At 61.5% G+C, this 15,517-nt stretch carries 9 protein-coding genes and 1 tRNA gene; 5 read left to right on the top strand and 5 right to left on the bottom strand.

Translation table 11 applies throughout. The annotated features are described in order from the left end of the window. Nucleotides 1-45 precede the first annotated feature (45 nt). Nucleotides 46-993 carry an ABC transporter ATP-binding protein gene (locus tag OU694_RS10080; protein WP_308910876.1) on the top strand — a complete coding sequence of 316 codons (948 nt, stop codon included), beginning with the start codon at nucleotides 46-48 and terminating at the stop codon, nucleotides 991-993. Continuing rightward, entirely contained in the window at nucleotides 990-2,618 is a 1,629-nt protein-coding gene (gene nadB / locus OU694_RS10075; RefSeq protein ID WP_308910875.1) for an L-aspartate oxidase, read from the top strand. Before OU694_RS10080 ends, nadB begins: the two co-directional genes overlap by 4 nt. Nucleotides 2,619-2,703: 85 nt before the next feature. Here the strand turns inward: nadB and OU694_RS10070 are convergent, their stop codons facing one another. Then, the gene (locus tag OU694_RS10070) at nucleotides 2,704-3,072 is read right to left on the bottom strand and encodes an energy transducer TonB (protein WP_308910874.1); all 369 of its coding nucleotides are present in this window, start codon (nucleotides 3,070-3,072) and stop codon (nucleotides 2,704-2,706) included. 361 nt (nucleotides 3,073-3,433) lie between these two features. Between OU694_RS10070 and OU694_RS10065 the strand changes: the two genes are divergently transcribed. Continuing rightward, nucleotides 3,434-3,510, top strand: a tRNA-Arg gene (locus OU694_RS10065). Nucleotides 3,511-3,649: 139 nt separating this feature from the next. Beyond that, nucleotides 3,650-6,334 carry a cation-translocating P-type ATPase gene (locus OU694_RS10060; RefSeq protein WP_308910873.1) on the top strand — a complete coding sequence of 895 codons (2,685 nt, stop codon included), beginning with the start codon at nucleotides 3,650-3,652 and terminating at the stop codon, nucleotides 6,332-6,334. Nucleotides 6,335-6,368: 34 nt separating this feature from the next. Here the strand turns inward: OU694_RS10060 and OU694_RS10055 are convergent, their stop codons facing one another. The 4 genes from OU694_RS10055 to OU694_RS10040 all read right to left on the bottom strand — a co-directional run bounded on the left by OU694_RS10055 (nucleotide 6,369) and on the right by OU694_RS10040 (nucleotide 12,519). After that, nucleotides 6,369-8,171: a methyl-accepting chemotaxis protein gene (locus OU694_RS10055; protein WP_308910872.1), complete on the bottom strand. Its 1,803-nt coding sequence runs from the start codon at nucleotides 8,169-8,171 to the stop codon at nucleotides 6,369-6,371. Between the two features lie 88 nt (nucleotides 8,172-8,259). Beyond that, nucleotides 8,260-10,230, bottom strand: a complete 1,971-nt coding sequence (locus OU694_RS10050) for a TonB-dependent receptor plug domain-containing protein (RefSeq protein WP_308910871.1) — start codon at nucleotides 10,228-10,230, stop codon at nucleotides 8,260-8,262. A gap of 46 nt (nucleotides 10,231-10,276) precedes the next feature. Then, entirely contained in the window at nucleotides 10,277-10,822 is a 546-nt protein-coding gene (locus tag OU694_RS10045; RefSeq protein WP_308910870.1) for a hypothetical protein, read from the bottom strand. Nucleotides 10,823-10,971: 149 nt separating this feature from the next. Next, the gene (locus OU694_RS10040) at nucleotides 10,972-12,519 is read right to left on the bottom strand and encodes a tryptophan halogenase family protein (RefSeq protein ID WP_308910869.1); all 1,548 of its coding nucleotides are present in this window, start codon (nucleotides 12,517-12,519) and stop codon (nucleotides 10,972-10,974) included. Between the two features lie 274 nt (nucleotides 12,520-12,793). Here OU694_RS10040 and OU694_RS10035 point away from each other — a divergent pair, with 274 nt between their 5' ends. After that, nucleotides 12,794-15,505, top strand: a complete 2,712-nt coding sequence (locus OU694_RS10035) for a TonB-dependent receptor (protein ID WP_308910868.1) — start codon at nucleotides 12,794-12,796, stop codon at nucleotides 15,503-15,505. Nucleotides 15,506-15,517: the final 12 nt, after the last annotated feature.

Below are 15,517 nucleotides of genomic sequence, written 5' to 3'. Positions count from 1 at the left end.
AAGGGGAATCTTAAACATCCAAGAATTGACCCAGAGGACAGCGACGTGATCGAGAATGCCATCGAACTTAGAGGCCTGACAAAGGCGTACCGGGGCCGCAAGGGCAGCCAGCCCAAGGTCGCCCTGAAGGGTATCGACCTCAATATTCCCCGCGGTTCCGTGTTCGGGCTTCTGGGGCCAAACGGTGCGGGGAAATCGACCACGATCAATATCCTCGCAGGCCTCGTGAACAAGACGTCCGGCAGTGCCAAGATCTGGGGCTATGATATCGAGGAAGACCCGCGCAATGCCCGCGTCAATATCGGCGTGGTGCCGCAGGAGCTGACCTTCGATGCCTTCTTCACCCCGCGCGAGATGCTCGAGGTGCAGGCCGGCATGTACGGTGTGCCGCAGGCCGACCGCCGCACCGAGGAACTCCTGAAGGCCGTTCATCTCTGGGAACAGCGGGACGCTTATTCCCGCACCCTTTCGGGCGGCATGAAGCGGCGCCTGCTTGTTGCCAAGGCGATGGTGCACACCCCGCCGATCCTGATCCTCGATGAGCCGACGGCGGGCGTGGATATCGAGCTCCGCCAGCAGCTTTGGGATTATGTGCGCGAACTGCATGCGCGCGGCACCACCATCGTGCTGACCACCCATTATCTCGAAGAAGCCGAAGAGCTTTGCGACACCATCGCCATCATCAACCACGGCGAAGTGGTGGCCTGCGAGCCGACAAAGCAACTTCTGAAGCGTATCGACGAGAAGCAGGTGACCATCCAGGTCGCCGAAACGCTTTCTGAAGTGCCGGGAAGCCTCGCGGCCTTTGACGCAAGCCTCGACGGCGAACACGGCGTCACCGTGCAGCTCAACCAGTCGGTCGCCAATGTCGGCGCGGTGCTTGCCGCCGTGCAGAAGGCGGGCCTGACCATCGTCGATATCTCGACGCGCGAAACAGACCTAGAAGACATCTTCCTGCAGCTGACGCGCCGCCAAAGCGGGGAAGCAGCATGAGACGCACCTATGATGTGGTGATTGTCGGCACAGGGGCTGCGGGCCTCACCGCCGCGCTGCATCTGGCGCGGCATATGCGCATCGCAGTGATCTCGAAAAACGAACTTGATGCCGGCTCCACCAACTGGGCGCAGGGCGGCATCGCGGCGGTGCTGGAAAAAACCGACACGATCCAGTCCCACATTGACGACACGCTGGTGGCCGGCGCCGGGCTCTGCGACGAGGCCGCCGTGCGCTTTGTGGTGGAACGCGGCCGCGAGGCCATCGAGGAACTGATCGAGTTTGGCGTAGCGTTTGACAAGGCCGATGGCAGCGTTGAAGACGGTTACGATTATCACCTGACGCGCGAAGGCGGCCACAGCCACCGCCGCATCATCCATGCGGCCGACGCCACGGGGGCGGCGGTGCAGGGCACGCTGATCGAGCGGGTGATGGCCGAGCCCAATATCGACCTTTTCACCGATCATATGGCGATCGATGTCATCACCAACCGCCACCTGAAATCGAAGGCGCCTTATAACGATCAGGCCCACGGCGTTTATGTGCTCAACCGCGGCAAAAACCGGGTGGAGACCTTCACGGCGCGCGCCACGATCCTTGCAACGGGCGGCTCAAGCCGGGTCTATCTCTATTCGTCGAACCCCGATGGCTCCACGGGGGACGGCATCGCCATGGCGTGGCGGGCCGGCTGCCGGGTCGCCAATATGGAGTTCAACCAGTTCCACCCGACGTGTCTTTATCACCCCGAGGCCAAGACCTTCCTGATCACCGAAGCAATGCGCGGTGAAGGCGCGGTTCTCAGGAACGCCGATGGCAGCCGTTTCATGCCCCATTATGACCCGCGCGAGGAACTGGCGCCGCGCGATATCGTCGCCCGCGCGATTGATAGCGAGATGAAACGCCGCGGTCAGCCCTGTGTGTGGCTGGATATCACCCACCGCGAGCCTGATTTCATCCTGTCGCACTTCCCGACGATTTACCGGCATTGCCGCACCTTCGGGATCGACATCACCAAAGACCGCATCCCGGTGGTGCCGGCCGCGCACTATACCTGCGGCGGCGTGATGGTTGATTTCACGGCGAGGACCGATCTCGACCAGCTTTATGCCGTGGGCGAATGCGCCCACACCGGCCTGCACGGCGCCAACCGTATGGCCTCGAACAGCCTTCTTGAATGTCTCGTTTATGGCCGCGCGGCAGCGGACGACATCCTCGCCCGCTTCGATGACCTGCCCCCGCCGGGTCAGGCCCGCGACTGGGACGAAAGCAAGGTGACGGATTCGGACGAGGAAGTGGTGGTGACCCACAACTGGGCCGAACTTCGCCGTTTCATGTGGGACTATGTGGGTATCGTGCGCACCGACAAGCGCCTGTCGCGCGCCAAGCGGCGGGTCGATCTCTTGCAGACCGAAATCCAGGACTATTACGGCAACTTCCGGGTGACGGCGGACCTTCTGGAACTTCGTAACCTTGTGACGGTCGCCGACCTTATCGTGCGCTCGGCGATGATCCGGAAAGAATCACGCGGCCTGCATTTCACGGCGGATTACCCGGAAACCATGTCGCATGCGGTCGATTCGGTGCTCGTACCCTTTGGCCGCGCGGTTTCCGAACGCGTCGCTTGACGCCTGCTTTGACACCATACAGCGCATAAAAAAACGGCCCCCGAAACATCGGGGGCCGTCAAATTTTACTCGGAACGACTGATGATTAGTCGAGCGACCAGGTCAGCGGCAGAACGAAGGTCAGCGCAGCCTGGCCTTCCGGCAGCGACGGCAGCGGGTTCAGACGGCTGATCAGTTGCGGGATCTCGTCGTCAAGAACTTGCTGGCCGGTCGGCTCAATGATTTCGCTAGCGGTGATCGCACCATCGGGAGCCACGGTCAGGCGGACCTTTGCCTTGCCTTCGATTTCAGCCGACAGGGCCGAACGGGGGTAGGTCTGCTTTTTCGAGATTTCGGAAACCACTTCACGGCGCCAGTCATTCATGTCCTTGGCGGCAGCGGCGAACGAAACGGTCGAGCCGAGAAGAGCGGCAGCAACAGCAACAGTGGCGATGTTTTTGAATTTTGCGATCATCAGTCAGTCCTTCATGGAAACGAATTGGGTTACGTCAGTTCGATGTTCTTATTGAGCCGGTCCGGGGCACTAATCGACACCACTCGGATCCCGTCCGGCGTTGGCGAGCTTTTACCGTTAACCTTCTTAAGGGCCGGTAACTGAATGATTCAAATTTTATGGATTCCGTGAAAAATATAGCAAGCCATTGAAATATATGTATTTAAAAAGTTACACGCGGCCTGCACCACGATGAAATATGCTGCGCCGCAGCGTAAATCCGCAGCCGAATCGAGCCCCCGGACCCATCCGAGTCCCGCCTTGGCGCTTGCGCAAGGCATACGAACCGTATAGTGTCCGCGCCGACAAGCGAATCGGCCATGCACCCGTAGCTCAGCTGGATAGAGCGCTGCCCTCCGAAGGCAGAGGCCAGGGGTTCGAATCCCTTCGGGTGCGCCATTTCCGTCCCTCCGCAATAGCCACGCTTCTCCTGCTACATCTTTGGGTGCGGCGGTCCCTTGGGTCATGTGGCCACACGGTCGCCGCCTTTTGATCCTGAACAAAAACGTGTCACGTTTCTCCCCCTAGGATGGGCCGGATGGCAACTTGGGGGTGGGTACGCATGGCGGGTGATATGGCAGGCATGAAGGAGGCGGGCGCGGCGGTAGGTGCCGGCGGCTGGCTTCCGGCTGATCCGGCTGTGGGCCTGAGTGAGGCCGAAGCCGCGCGCCGGTTGCTGGTGGCGGGCCCGAACGAGCTTGGGGCCGCGCGGGCGAGATCGCCGCTGGCGATCCTTGCCGGCCAGTTCCAGAGCCTTCTCGTGGCGATGCTGGCCGGGGCGGCCGGCCTTTCGTGGGCGTTCGGCGATATGACGGAAGCCCTCGCGATCCTGACCGTTGTTGTGATCAATGCTTTCATCGGGTTCCTTGCCGAAAGCAAGGCGACGCGGGCGATGCAGGCGCTGCGCGCGCTTGGCAGCACCATGACGCGGGTTCGGCGCGAGGGACGCGTCCGCCTTGTGCCGGCGGGGATGCTGGTGCCGGGCGATATCGTGCTTCTGGAAGCGGGCGATGTGGTTACCGCCGACCTCAGGCTTCTGGAATGCAGCCATATGCAATGCGACGAATCCCTGCTGACCGGCGAATCGGTGGCAGTTGACAAGAAAGTCATGCCTGCGGATGCCGAGGCAGGTGACCGCGCGGGGCAGGCCTTCAAGGGCACAGCCGTGACGCGCGGCTCCTGCGTTGCAGTCGTCACCGCCACGGGCCGGGCGACCGAGCTTGGCCATATCGCCAACCTCACCGAATCTGCCGAAGGAACGGTTTCCCCGCTGGAGCACCGCCTGCAGCAACTGACCCGGCAGTTGCTTGTCGTCGTGCTGGTGCTGATGGCCGTTCTGATGCTGGTTGGCGTGATGGCGGGCCACGATGCCGTCGCGATGGTCAAAACCGGTGTCGCCCTCGCGGTTGCGGCCATTCCGGAAGGCCTGCCCATTGTCGCCACCCTCGCGCTTGCCCGCGGCATGTGGAAGCTCGCTGCCCGCAACGCGCTGATCGAAAAGCTGTCGGCGGTCGAAACGCTGGGTTCGGTCACACTGATCATTACCGACAAGACGGGCACCCTGACGGAGAACCGCATGACGGTGACGGTGCTGGAGCCGGCCTCCGAGCCCGGCCGTAACGGCCTGGAAGCAGGTGGCGCCGACGCTGTGGCGCGCCGGGCCTTCCGGGCCTGTGCCCTTTGCTACAGCGGCACCAGTTCCGCCCACGTCAGCGACCCGATGGAGCGCGCGCTTATAGGTGCCGCCGCCAATGCCGGGGTCGTGGCTGACGAAACGGAAGCCCGTTTCCCGCGCGTGGAAGAACATGCCTTCGATCCTGCAACGCGGATGATGGCAACAGTGCACAGCGCGGCGGATACCTTTCTGTTTGCCGTCAAGGGCGCGCCGGAAGCGGTGCTCGCCGCCGCCATCTCGGTCGCGGCGAAGGACGGCGCCCGACCAATAACCAAGCAAGATCGGGCGGTTTGGGCCGCGCGTATCGGCGCGCTCGCGGGCGATGGCATGCGGGTTCTGGCGCTTGCCGAAAAAACAGTGGCCGGGGCGGATGCCCCGCCTTTCGCCGATCTTGTCTTTCTCGGCCTCGTCGGGCTTACCGATCCGCCGCGGGCCGACGCGGCTGCGGCAGTGCAGGCCGCGAAGGATGCCGGGATCCGGGTGGTGATGGCGACGGGTGACTATGCCGCGACCGGCATGGTCATCGCGCGGGCTGTCGGCATTGTGGAGGAGGGTGACTACACCGCAGCGGTGGAAGGGGACAAGCTTGGCTCTCTTGCGGCAATAGGTGAGGACGCTCGCACCGGCCTTCTGGCTGCCCGTGTTTTCGGGCGGATGAGCCCGGCGCAGAAGCTTGAACTCATCGACCTCCACCAGCGGGCGGGGGCGATTGTCGCGATGACCGGCGACGGGGTCAATGATGCCCCGGCACTCAAGAAGGCTGACGTCGGGGTTGCGATGGGCGAGCGCGGCACCGAGGTCGCCAAGGAAGCGGCGGCAATGGTCCTGCAGGACGATTCCTTCGCCTCGATCGTCGTTGCGATCCAGCAGGGCCGGGTGATTTTCTCCAATATCCGCAAATTCGTGGTCTATCTGTTGTCGTGCAATGTCAGCGAGGTGCTGGTGGTGACGGTGGCCATTGTCGCCGGTCTGCCGCTGCCGCTGCTGCCGCTGCAAATCCTTTTCCTGAACCTGATCACGGATGTTTTTCCCGCCCTCGCGCTCGGCTTCGGCAGCGGGGATAGCGAGATCCTGCACCGGCCGCCCCGGCCGCGCAGCGAAGGCTTGCTGCAGCCGCGCCACTGGCTCGCCATCGGCGGCTATGCCGCCCTGATGACAATTACCGTGATGACCGCCTTCATATGGGCCCTGTCGCGCGAGATGGGGCCGGGGACGGGCGCGAACGGCGGTGCAGCAGGGACGGTGGCTTTCTTCACGCTGGCTCTTGCGCAGCTCTGGCACGTTTTCAACATGCGCAGCCGCAAGGCGCTGCTCTTCCGGAACCAGGTGGTGGCCAACCCGCTTGTGTGGGGTGCCATCGCCCTGTGCGTAGCGCTTCTCGGGATATCCATCGGCTGGGCGCCTGTGCGGGAAATCCTGGGCTTCGAGAGGCTGGACGCGACAGCCTGGGGTATTGTTCTGATCTGCAGCCTTGTGCCGCTTGTGCTGGGGCAGGCGGGGAAATTCGTGGCCCGGATACGTGTCCGGCCATGGCGGGAGGCGCCATGACCGGAACGATTTTCTGAACGATGCAGATGCCCCGTCAGGACTGAGCCCGAATCTGCCCGACGAACGAGCCGACGCTCGATTGCATCTTCTCGACATTTTCGTGCAGCACCGACATGGCGACCGTCATTTCACGGGCGGCGGTACCGTTCGCGGCGGCAATCGCGGTCATGCGCGTGGAGCCGGTTGCGGCCTCTGCCATCTCGCCGGCGGCAATGCTCACGCTGCGCGAGATTTCCTGGGTGGCGGCACCCTGTTCTTCCACGGCCGAGGAAATGGCGGTCGATACTTCGTCGATCTGGCGGATGACCGAAGCGACATTTTCGATCATCTTCACCACATCGCCGGTGGCTTCCTGCATCGTGGCGATCTGGGTGGCGATCTCGTCGGTCGCCTTGCTGGTCTGGTTCGCGAGGCTCTTCACCTCGCTTGCCACTACGGCGAAGCCCTTGCCGGCTTCACCGGCGCGGGCAGCCTCGATCGTGGCATTGAGGGCCAGAAGGTTCGTCTGCTCGGCGATGTCGTTGATGATGGTCACCACCGCACCCACCTTGCCGGCAAGTTCATTGAGCGAGGCGATCCCGTCGGACGACTGGCCCGCGACATCGACTGCACTGCTGCTGAGCTGCGCCGCACTCACCACCTGCCGCGAAATTTCCTGGATCGATGCGGCCATCTGTTCGGAGGCGGCCATCACGCTGTTCATACTGGCGGTGACGCTTTCGACGACCTTGTGGAGGCTGTCGCTCGTCATGTTGTTTTCTTCAGCGCGGTTGCCGACCTCGTCAACGAGCTGCATCACCGATGCCACGGTGGTCTGCAGTTCCTCGACCGTCAGGTTCACCGATTTGTCGAAATCCTCGGCGAGACCGGCGAGGAAGCGGCGGCGTTCGGTGGCGGCTTCTTCTTCGGCCTGCAGGCGGCGCTGCTGCTCGTCGCGTTCGCGCTGGCGCTCCTCTTCAAGGCGCTGCAGACGCTCGCGTTCAGCTTGTTCGCGGGCGTTTTTCTGCTCTTCCTCCAACTGGCGGGCCTGCAGGAGTTCGGAGCGGAACAGCTTCAGCGATTCGACGATCTGGCCGAGCTCATCACCGCGCTCAAGCGCGTCGAGGTCGATACCATAGTCGCCGGACGCCAGGGCACCGGTCGCATTGGAGAGCTTGGAGGCAGAGCGAACAAAGCCGATGATTGTGAACGCGGAGAAGGCAATCACAAGGACGATGGCACCGCCCGCGATCAGGATGAAGCTTGTTTCGGTGCTGGCGGCTTCTTCCTCGCTATGCTGCAGGCTTTCCTGCGACAGGGCCTGGACGCGCGCGATGGCGGAGCGGGTTTTGTTGATGAGGTTGTCGTAGTTTTCCCGGAAAGGCTCGATCACCGAAATCGCACTCTGGAAATCGATCTCGGCAAGTTCCAGCACCACATCGATCGTGCCCTTGTAGGTTTCAAGCTCGGCCGGCAACTGCCCGATTTCCTGACCGGCACCGGCGTCCAGCGTTGTGACCTTGCCTGCAAGCTTCACGAGCTTTTCGTTCAGGCGGTCTACACGCTGTTTGACGGCGCCGAAGCCGGCTGCGGCGTCATAAGTGCCACCGGCAGCGGCAATCGAGGTCGTGACATTGTAGAACTGGCCGTCGATGGCCAAGAGTTCAGCCTCGACTTCTTTCAGTTCGGTGACGACACCGACGTTTTCATTGAGAACGCGGCTGAAGTTGCCAACCTGCAGGCCAAGGGCATTCAGGCTGAGAACAGCAATGAAGGCGAGGGCGGCGAGGGACAGGAAAGGGGGCAGGCCAACCTTGACGGCGAGAGGCCAGTTGTCGCTGGAGAACCGCTGCATCATTGTCACGTCATCCTTGTGTTTCGAGCATTTTCAGATCGGGGCCGACCCGGCGCCCATGCTGCCGGGTCGGTATCTGTTACCGTCGGGATCAGAAGTTGAAACCGATCCCCATCAGGACACGGGTGTCTGCCTTGAAGACGGAGAGGCCGGCGGCGTTATTGGCCGTCAGGTTTTCCCCAGTCACCCAAAGCGAAATCCCGTTGTCCATCGCATAGGCAACCTTGGCGTCAACCGTAACATTGCCGCCGAGGTCGCGGTAGCCCGGGCCGGTGACGAGGCGCTGTTCGGTCGACGAGCGATAGCGGCCGACGACATAGGCGCTGAGTGGGCCGTCCACATAGTCGAGCTTGACGTTCAGCTTGTGGGCTGCCGTGCCTTCATCGAGCGAGATGATGGCTTCGGTCGCCGGCGACAGGAAGTCCTCTTTCACGTCGGTCCAGGTATAGTTCACGGCCCATCCGAGCTTGTCGTTCATGGTGCGGCCGCGCAGGGTTGTCTCGATGGCATAGGCCTTGAAGTCGCCGATCACGTCTTCGGTCAGCCGCACATAGGGATATTCGGCGGTGGGCAGGTTGACCGTGACATTCTGGCCGGCGGCCAGGAAGTCCGAAACCTTGGTCAGCGAACCCGTGATGTTGAAGGCGCCGTTGATGGCGGCAACGTTGCGGTCGAGGGCGATCTCGTAAGCCTCGTTGATCGAGGCATTGAGGTTCGGGCTGCCGGCATAATAGTTGCCGCTCGGCAACTGGGTTGCCGCGCCGAAGCCCACAAGGGCCGGGGCCTGAACGCCGCGGGAGGTGCCGATGCGAACGCGCGTCTCGTCGTCGATCGTGTAGGAAAGCGACGAGTTGTAGCTATATTCGGTCATCGAGCGGTCATAGTCGGCCTGCGTATAGGGGAAGCGCGGGTCGTTGATCGGGCCGTGGCCAAGGTTGAGCTTGTCGAGGCGCAGGGCGTTCGTCAGCACCAGCTTGTCGGTGACCTGCCATTCCCACATGCCACTGCCTGAATAGACCGAATAATAGGTCTGGCCGGCGGGCTCATTGATGAATTCAAGCTCATCACGCCGATATTCGACGCCGAGACGCACGCTGTTGCGGGCGCCGATCTTGAACAGGTCCTCAAGCTTGGCGATGACGACATTGCTGACGCTGCTGCCGATGCCGGGTGTCTGCTGTTCGACCGAGTTCTTGTAGACCTGCGCCTTGATGAGGCCGAGGCTGGTGTCCGCGGCGACCGAGCCATTGAGGCTTTCGAGCGTGGTCGTGAAATTATAGAGCTGATACTGGTACGCCTGCATCATCTGGCGGCTTTTGCTGTAGGTATAGCTGGCGTCGGCGCGGACGTTGCTGGCGAGCTGGGCCACAAGCTCGGCGGAGAAGTTTTCGCGGGCCGGGTCATGGTCGGCGGTGATGCCTTTCCAGTCGTTCGCTTCGGTGACGCCGCCCGAGAATTTCATGCCGATCTTGTCGGTGATCTTCATGTTGCCGACAGCCGAAAGCTCGTAGGTGCCGTCCGTACCGCCCTGGGCGCTGCCGTGGAAGCTGTTGCCGGTGGAGAGCGGATCGACGGTGATGATATTCACCACGCCGGCCACGGCATTGAAACCGAAGAGGGCGCTGTTCGGGCCTTTCACGACTTCGATCTGCTGGATCTCGCTCATTTCGATGCCGAGGAGGCTCCAATCCGTATAGCCATAATGGTCGAGATAGGTCTGGCGACCGTTGACCATCACAAGGAGACGCGGGTTGAGCGGCATGTTGGCGCCGCGGATACCCACTTCACGCTGGCCGGTGGCATAGCGGTTCACATCGATGCCTGCATAGTTTTGCAGGATATCGGGAATGGTGCGCACGCCCGAGCGGCGGACTTCCTCGCCGGTGATGATGACCATCGAGGCCGGGGCTTCGGACTGGCGCTGCGGCTTGCCGGTCGCACTCGTTGTTACGGGCTCGCCGAACAGCTCCTGCAGGTCGCCGTAATTCACGGCCTGCGCATAAGCGGCGTTGCTGACAGTTGCCGGGATCAGGGCAGACGCCATCACAATCAGTTTTTTCATTTGGAAAACTCCTGGGGGAATAGGACTTGAAGGGTCAGGCCCGCGCTCAGCGTTCCTTGACCATCATGAGAAAGGCGGCGCCGAACTGCAGTTTGGACGCGCTCGTGGCACTTTTGCTGACGACAATCAGAACCTTCGGCTTTGACTGGACACCGACGACACAGCGGTCGGTTTCAACGCAACTCATGTCGTTCGAAATGGTCAGGACCGAATTGGCCGCGGCAGCGGCGCTCACCGGGCCCATGCCGTCGCCCACGCCGTGTGCGAGGAACGCCACCTGCACATTCGCGAGGCTCGCGGCGTCGCCAACCGGAACGAGCTGCGGCCGCAGCGTACCGCTCTTGATCTTCAGGCCATCGCCCATGGCCGCCATGATGGCGTCGGCATCGGCTTTCGAAGCAGGATTGGCCGGATCAAATACGATGGCGGTGGGAACGTCGCCAGTGAGGGCCGGTTCGACGAAGGCGGCGGCTTTGGCACCAACCTGGATATCGAGGGAGGTCGACTGGGCATGTGCAACACCACCGAAGCCGGTGGCCAGCATCGCAAGCCCCGCCGCCCGTGCAGCAAAGCCCGTTACCTTGTTTTTCATTGGAAGCACCTATCTCTTAGTAATCAAAATGCGTTACTTGGATAGGCCCTGTTTATCGGTACATATATAAAATACAGTTAATTTTTCTACTAATGGCCAATTAATTAGTATTAATAAACCGTGAATACGGCAACCCGGATTCGTATATTTCAACCTTTGATGTGCATTCGTTGACGCACTGCTTCGATAAGTGTGCGGTGGCCGGGAAGGAGGCCGGGGATGCGTGCGTTACGCTCACGCGCCTTTTGCAGGTGCATGTCGGCAAGCGCGACCCGCTCCGGCACCTGTTCCAGATGGCAGGGCAATGTCTCGAACCCCATGCCATAGAGGACAAACTGGTAGCTTGAGGCAGGGAAGGGATCATAGGGGCTGAGGAAGCCGTTGTTGACGGGTGGCTGGTGGCGCCAGAGGGTGAGGAGGTCCGTGAGGCTTTCGGGGATGCTTTCCGCGCGCCGGTTGTCGCGCCAGAAGGCGCTGTCGTCTCGCTGGCTCAGCACATAATGCAGTTTCAGGAAGTCGACGATCCGGTCCCATCGGAAGCGGCAGATGCTGTTGAAATTGCGGGCGACCGTGTCCATGCCCTCGCGCGCGGCGGGCAGGTGCCGGGCGATCATGGCGGCGGCCAGCTCCACCATCACAAGGGCCGAAGCCTCGAGCGGTTCAAGGAAGCCCGCCGCCATCCCCACCGCCACACAGTTTTGGACCCAGAAGGTCTCGCGGTGGCCGGGTTCGAACGCCAGTTCGCGAAACTGCAGGCTGGCCGGGTCAGTCCCGAGGCGGGCGATGTGGGCCGCAAGTGCCGCCTTCGCCGCATCGGGCGTCGTGTGGGCTGAGGAATAGACATGCCCCACCCCGCGCCGGGTGGGCAGGCCGATATCCCAGATCCATCCGGCTTCGGTGGCGGTTGAAAGCGTGGCGGATTCGATTTCCGTGTCCGGCTGCGGATAGAGCACCTGCGCGGCGATGGCACGGTCGATGAACAGGGTGTCCTTCCGGCTGATGAAGGGTACCTTATAGTGCTTGCCAATGAGGAGCGCGGCTGTGCCGCTGCAGTCGATGAACAGGTCGCCCGGAATCTCGCGGCCGTCGGCGCAGGCGAGCGAGGCGATATCGCCGTTTTCATGCGCCTTCACGCCTACGATGTCGGCGAGCTGGTGGCGCACACCAAGGCGGCGGATGCAATGGTCCGCAAGGAAGGCGGCAAACTTGCCCGCATCCAGATGATAGCCATGGTTCTCGACGCTGGCATAATCGGCAGCATCCATTGGCTTCGGCGCCCGCTTCGCGTCGCAGAGCGCAGCCTGGATACCAACCGCCTTGGCAAAGGGGATATCGCGGTGCTTTTCCTGCCAGCGGGCGGCGAGGCTCACCTCATCAAATCCCTGCGGTAGCGAGAAGGGATGATAGTAGGCGTCGTCCGGCGCACCCGTTACCCAACCGATGAATTTTGAGCCTTGCTTGAAAGTGGCGTCGCACGCGCGGATGAAATCGCCCTCCGCGATCCCCATCTGCCGGAGCGTCTGGCCCATGGTCGGCCAAGTGCCTTCGCCCACGCCGATGATGCCGACAGTTGGCGATTCGACCAGCGTGACGCTGATGGGTGCGCCCGGTTCCCCGCAGCGGTAACGCGCTGCAATAAGGCCGGCTGTGATCCATCCTGCGGCACCGCCGCCCACCACCACAATCGATCTGATCACCGATTCTCTCCCGTTCTGGCCCCGTCTTCAACGCGCTGCCGGCGCCCGGAATGTGTGCGTGAAACCGGTTACATTTTGTGATTGACACATTCCATTATATAATCACAATACAAAAATGTTATAAACATTCTAAATTGGAATGACGTAACAATCACCGGTCAACGGGTGTCGTCGCCGCAGGGTCTGGCGGCGCATCAAGGCAGGGGAAAAGCGTCATCCGGTCGGGCCCAAGGGGGTGGGTACTTGACTGCGTCAAGAACTACAGGAGGAAACAATGCCCAGAAACATGACACTGAAAACCAGACTTCTCTCATCCGCCCTGATCCTCAATCTGGGCGGCCTTTATCAGGCAGCGTCTGCACAGGATGCAGGTAGCGATGAGCCGGCGTTCGAGGAAATCGTCGTCACCGGCCTGCGCGCCAGCCTCATTAACTCGGTTGGCGTGAAGCGCGATGCCGATGTGGTGGTGGATGCGATCACCGCCGAGGATATCGGCAAGTTCCCGGATCAGAACGTGGCGGAATCGCTGCAGCGCATCACCGGCGTGACGATCGACCGCAGCGGCGGTGAAGGCCAGCTCCTCACCGTGCGCGGCATGGGGCCGGAGTTTAACGCCGTGCTCCTGAATGGCCGCACGCTGGCGACCACGAGCGGCGGTCGTGCCTTCAACTTCGATATCCTTGCATCCGAGCTCATTAACGGCGCCGAGGTCTTCAAGACCCAGTCGGCCGAGCTGCAGGAAGGTGCGATTGGCGCCACCGTCAATATCACCACACTGAAACCGCTGAGCTTCCCGGGCTTTCAGGCAGTGGGCAGCACCAAGGCGCTGTATGACGGCATGACCGAAAAGGTCCGTCCGCAATTCTCGGGGCTCATCAGCAACACCTTCGCCGACGATACGTTCGGCGTGTTGGCGTCCTTCTCCTACTATAACCGCAAAAGCCGGTACGATCAGGCGAACACAGCCAGCTATTTCAAGACGACCGATGATCTGGACGGCGTGAATTACGGGGAAGTCTATTTCCCGCGCAACTATGACCAGATCGCGCAAACCGAAGCGCGTGAGCGCATCAGCGGTACCCTCGTGCTGCAATACCGTCCGACCGATACCCTTGAGGTTACCGTCGACGGCATCTATTCGCGGCTCGATCTCGATTACCGGCAGGATGTGCTGCCGCACTGGTTCGAAACGGGCACGATCCGCAACCCCGTTCTTGATGAAAACAACACGGTCGTGAAAGCCGATTTCGAAGGCACTTTCGTCGAAACGCTGGTGCGCCAGTCAAGCTCGCGGGATGACCTTCTGGGTGGCGGCCTCAATGTCGACTGGCAGGTGAACGACCGCTGGAACATGGTTGTGGATGTTTCAAAGTCGCGCGCTGAATCCGATCCCAAGCAGGGCTATTCGGATACGGTTGCCGGCCGTCCGGGTGATTTCTCCTACGACCGTTCCTCGGGTGATCTGGTGCCCACGATCACCTATGCGGCGTTCGATGAAAACGCACCCCTGACCGCCGGCTGGGCCTCGCTGCAAGGCACCCAGATCAAGGATGAAGTGCTCGAAGCCAAGGTCGACAACAGCTACGAATTCTCAGATGGGCTCCTTTCCGAAATCCGGTTCGGCGGCCATTATTCGGATCGTACACTCGGCTCCACCTGGGGTGAGACCGAATATCCGCTGCCGTGGATCTTTGGCGACAACAGCACCCGCGTCGTGCTGCCGATGAGCCTGTTCCGCACCTACGATTCCGACGGCTTCCTCTCCGGCGCTTCGGGTTCGCCCACCCAGTCGTGGCTGACCTTCAATTCGGATGAGCTTTTCGCCTTCCTGACCTCGGAAGAAGCCCTGTCGCAGCTCGATGACCCGGATCCGATCCGCGAGCTGATCGCCCGCACCGGCGGGTTCGACATGGTGGCCGATCCCGCCGCCTACAAGGTGAATGAAGAGCTGATGTCGCTTTATGCCGACGCGCATCTTGAGGGCGAGCTCGGCAGCATGCCTTGGTCCGCCGTGCTTGGCCTTCGCTATGTGCGCACCGCGAGCACCTCGATCGGCCGTCAGGTGGCACTCGTTGACCTGATCAATGTCGATCCGTCGAAGCCCAATCAGGTGGTGGCGATCGAATCCGATGACTATGTGCCGGTGCGGGTGAAGAATACCTACAGTGACTTCCTGCCCAGCATCAACGCCAAGCTCGATATCCGCGACAATCTCATCGGCCGCCTTGCCTGGTCGAAGAGCCTGACCCGGCCGGAGCTTGATCAGATGTCACCGCTGACGAGCTATTCGGGTGGCGAGATCGGCCAGCTGACGGCCTCTGGCAGCAACCCGCTTCTGATGCCCTACAAGTCGAACAACTTCGACGCCTCGCTCGAATGGTATTATTCGGAAGGCAGCTATGTGGCACTTGCCGGCTTCTACAAGGATGTCGACGGCTATCTCGGCACCGGCGAGGTGAAGGAGAGCGTGACGGTCCCGAGCGGGACTTACGAGTACGAAGTCTCGCGTCCGATCAACCTCGACAGCACCAAGATCAAGGGGCTGGAAATTGCCGTGCAGCACATGTTCACGAGCCTGCCTTCGCCATTCGATGGCATCGGCATCACCGCGAACATGACCTTCGTGGACAGCTCCAGCAGCACCGATGTGCCGGGCGAGAAGCTGCCGCTCATTGGCCTCAGCAACTCGCAGAACCTGATCCTGTTCTACGAAAAGGGTCCGCTGTCGTTCCGGATTGCCTACAACAACCGCGACCGCTTCCTGCAAAGCAAGCCGCGCTCCAACCGCGATGGCCATTATGTGGACGATTATTATCAGGTCGATGTCAGCGCCAGCTACGCGATCAACGATAATTTCTCGATCTTCCTCGAGGGCATCAACGTCACGAACGAGCTCTATATCAAGAACGCCGAATTCAAGAACCAGACGCTCGAGGTCACCGAAACCGGCCCGCGCTACACGGTTGGCATCCGGGGCAAGTTCTGATCGCTTCAGGCA

It is taken from the genome of Pseudokordiimonas caeni (assembly GCF_026719705.1).
Taxonomy (GTDB): Bacteria; Pseudomonadota; Alphaproteobacteria; order Sphingomonadales; family Kordiimonadaceae; genus Gimibacter; species Gimibacter caeni.
This window is presented reverse-complemented; position numbering and strand designations above follow the sequence as displayed.

Bases quoted from the DNA above. Each gene is read 5' to 3' on its own strand.
- OU694_RS10070 (WP_308910874.1), bottom strand. From the start codon at position 3,072: ATGATCGCAAAATTCAAAAACATCGCCACTGTTGCTGTTGCTGCCGCT.
- OU694_RS10060 (WP_308910873.1), top strand. From the start codon at position 3,650: ATGGCAACTTGGGGGTGGGTACGCATGGCGGGTGATATGGCAGGCATG.
- OU694_RS10035 (WP_308910868.1), top strand. From the start codon at position 12,794: ATGCCCAGAAACATGACACTGAAAACCAGACTTCTCTCATCCGCCCTG.
- OU694_RS10050 (WP_308910871.1), bottom strand. From the start codon at position 10,230: ATGAAAAAACTGATTGTGATGGCGTCTGCCCTGATCCCGGCAACTGTC.
- nadB (WP_308910875.1), top strand. From the start codon at position 990: ATGAGACGCACCTATGATGTGGTGATTGTCGGCACAGGGGCTGCGGGC.
- OU694_RS10055 (WP_308910872.1), bottom strand. From the start codon at position 8,171: ATGATGCAGCGGTTCTCCAGCGACAACTGGCCTCTCGCCGTCAAGGTT.
- OU694_RS10045 (WP_308910870.1), bottom strand. From the start codon at position 10,822: ATGAAAAACAAGGTAACGGGCTTTGCTGCACGGGCGGCGGGGCTTGCG.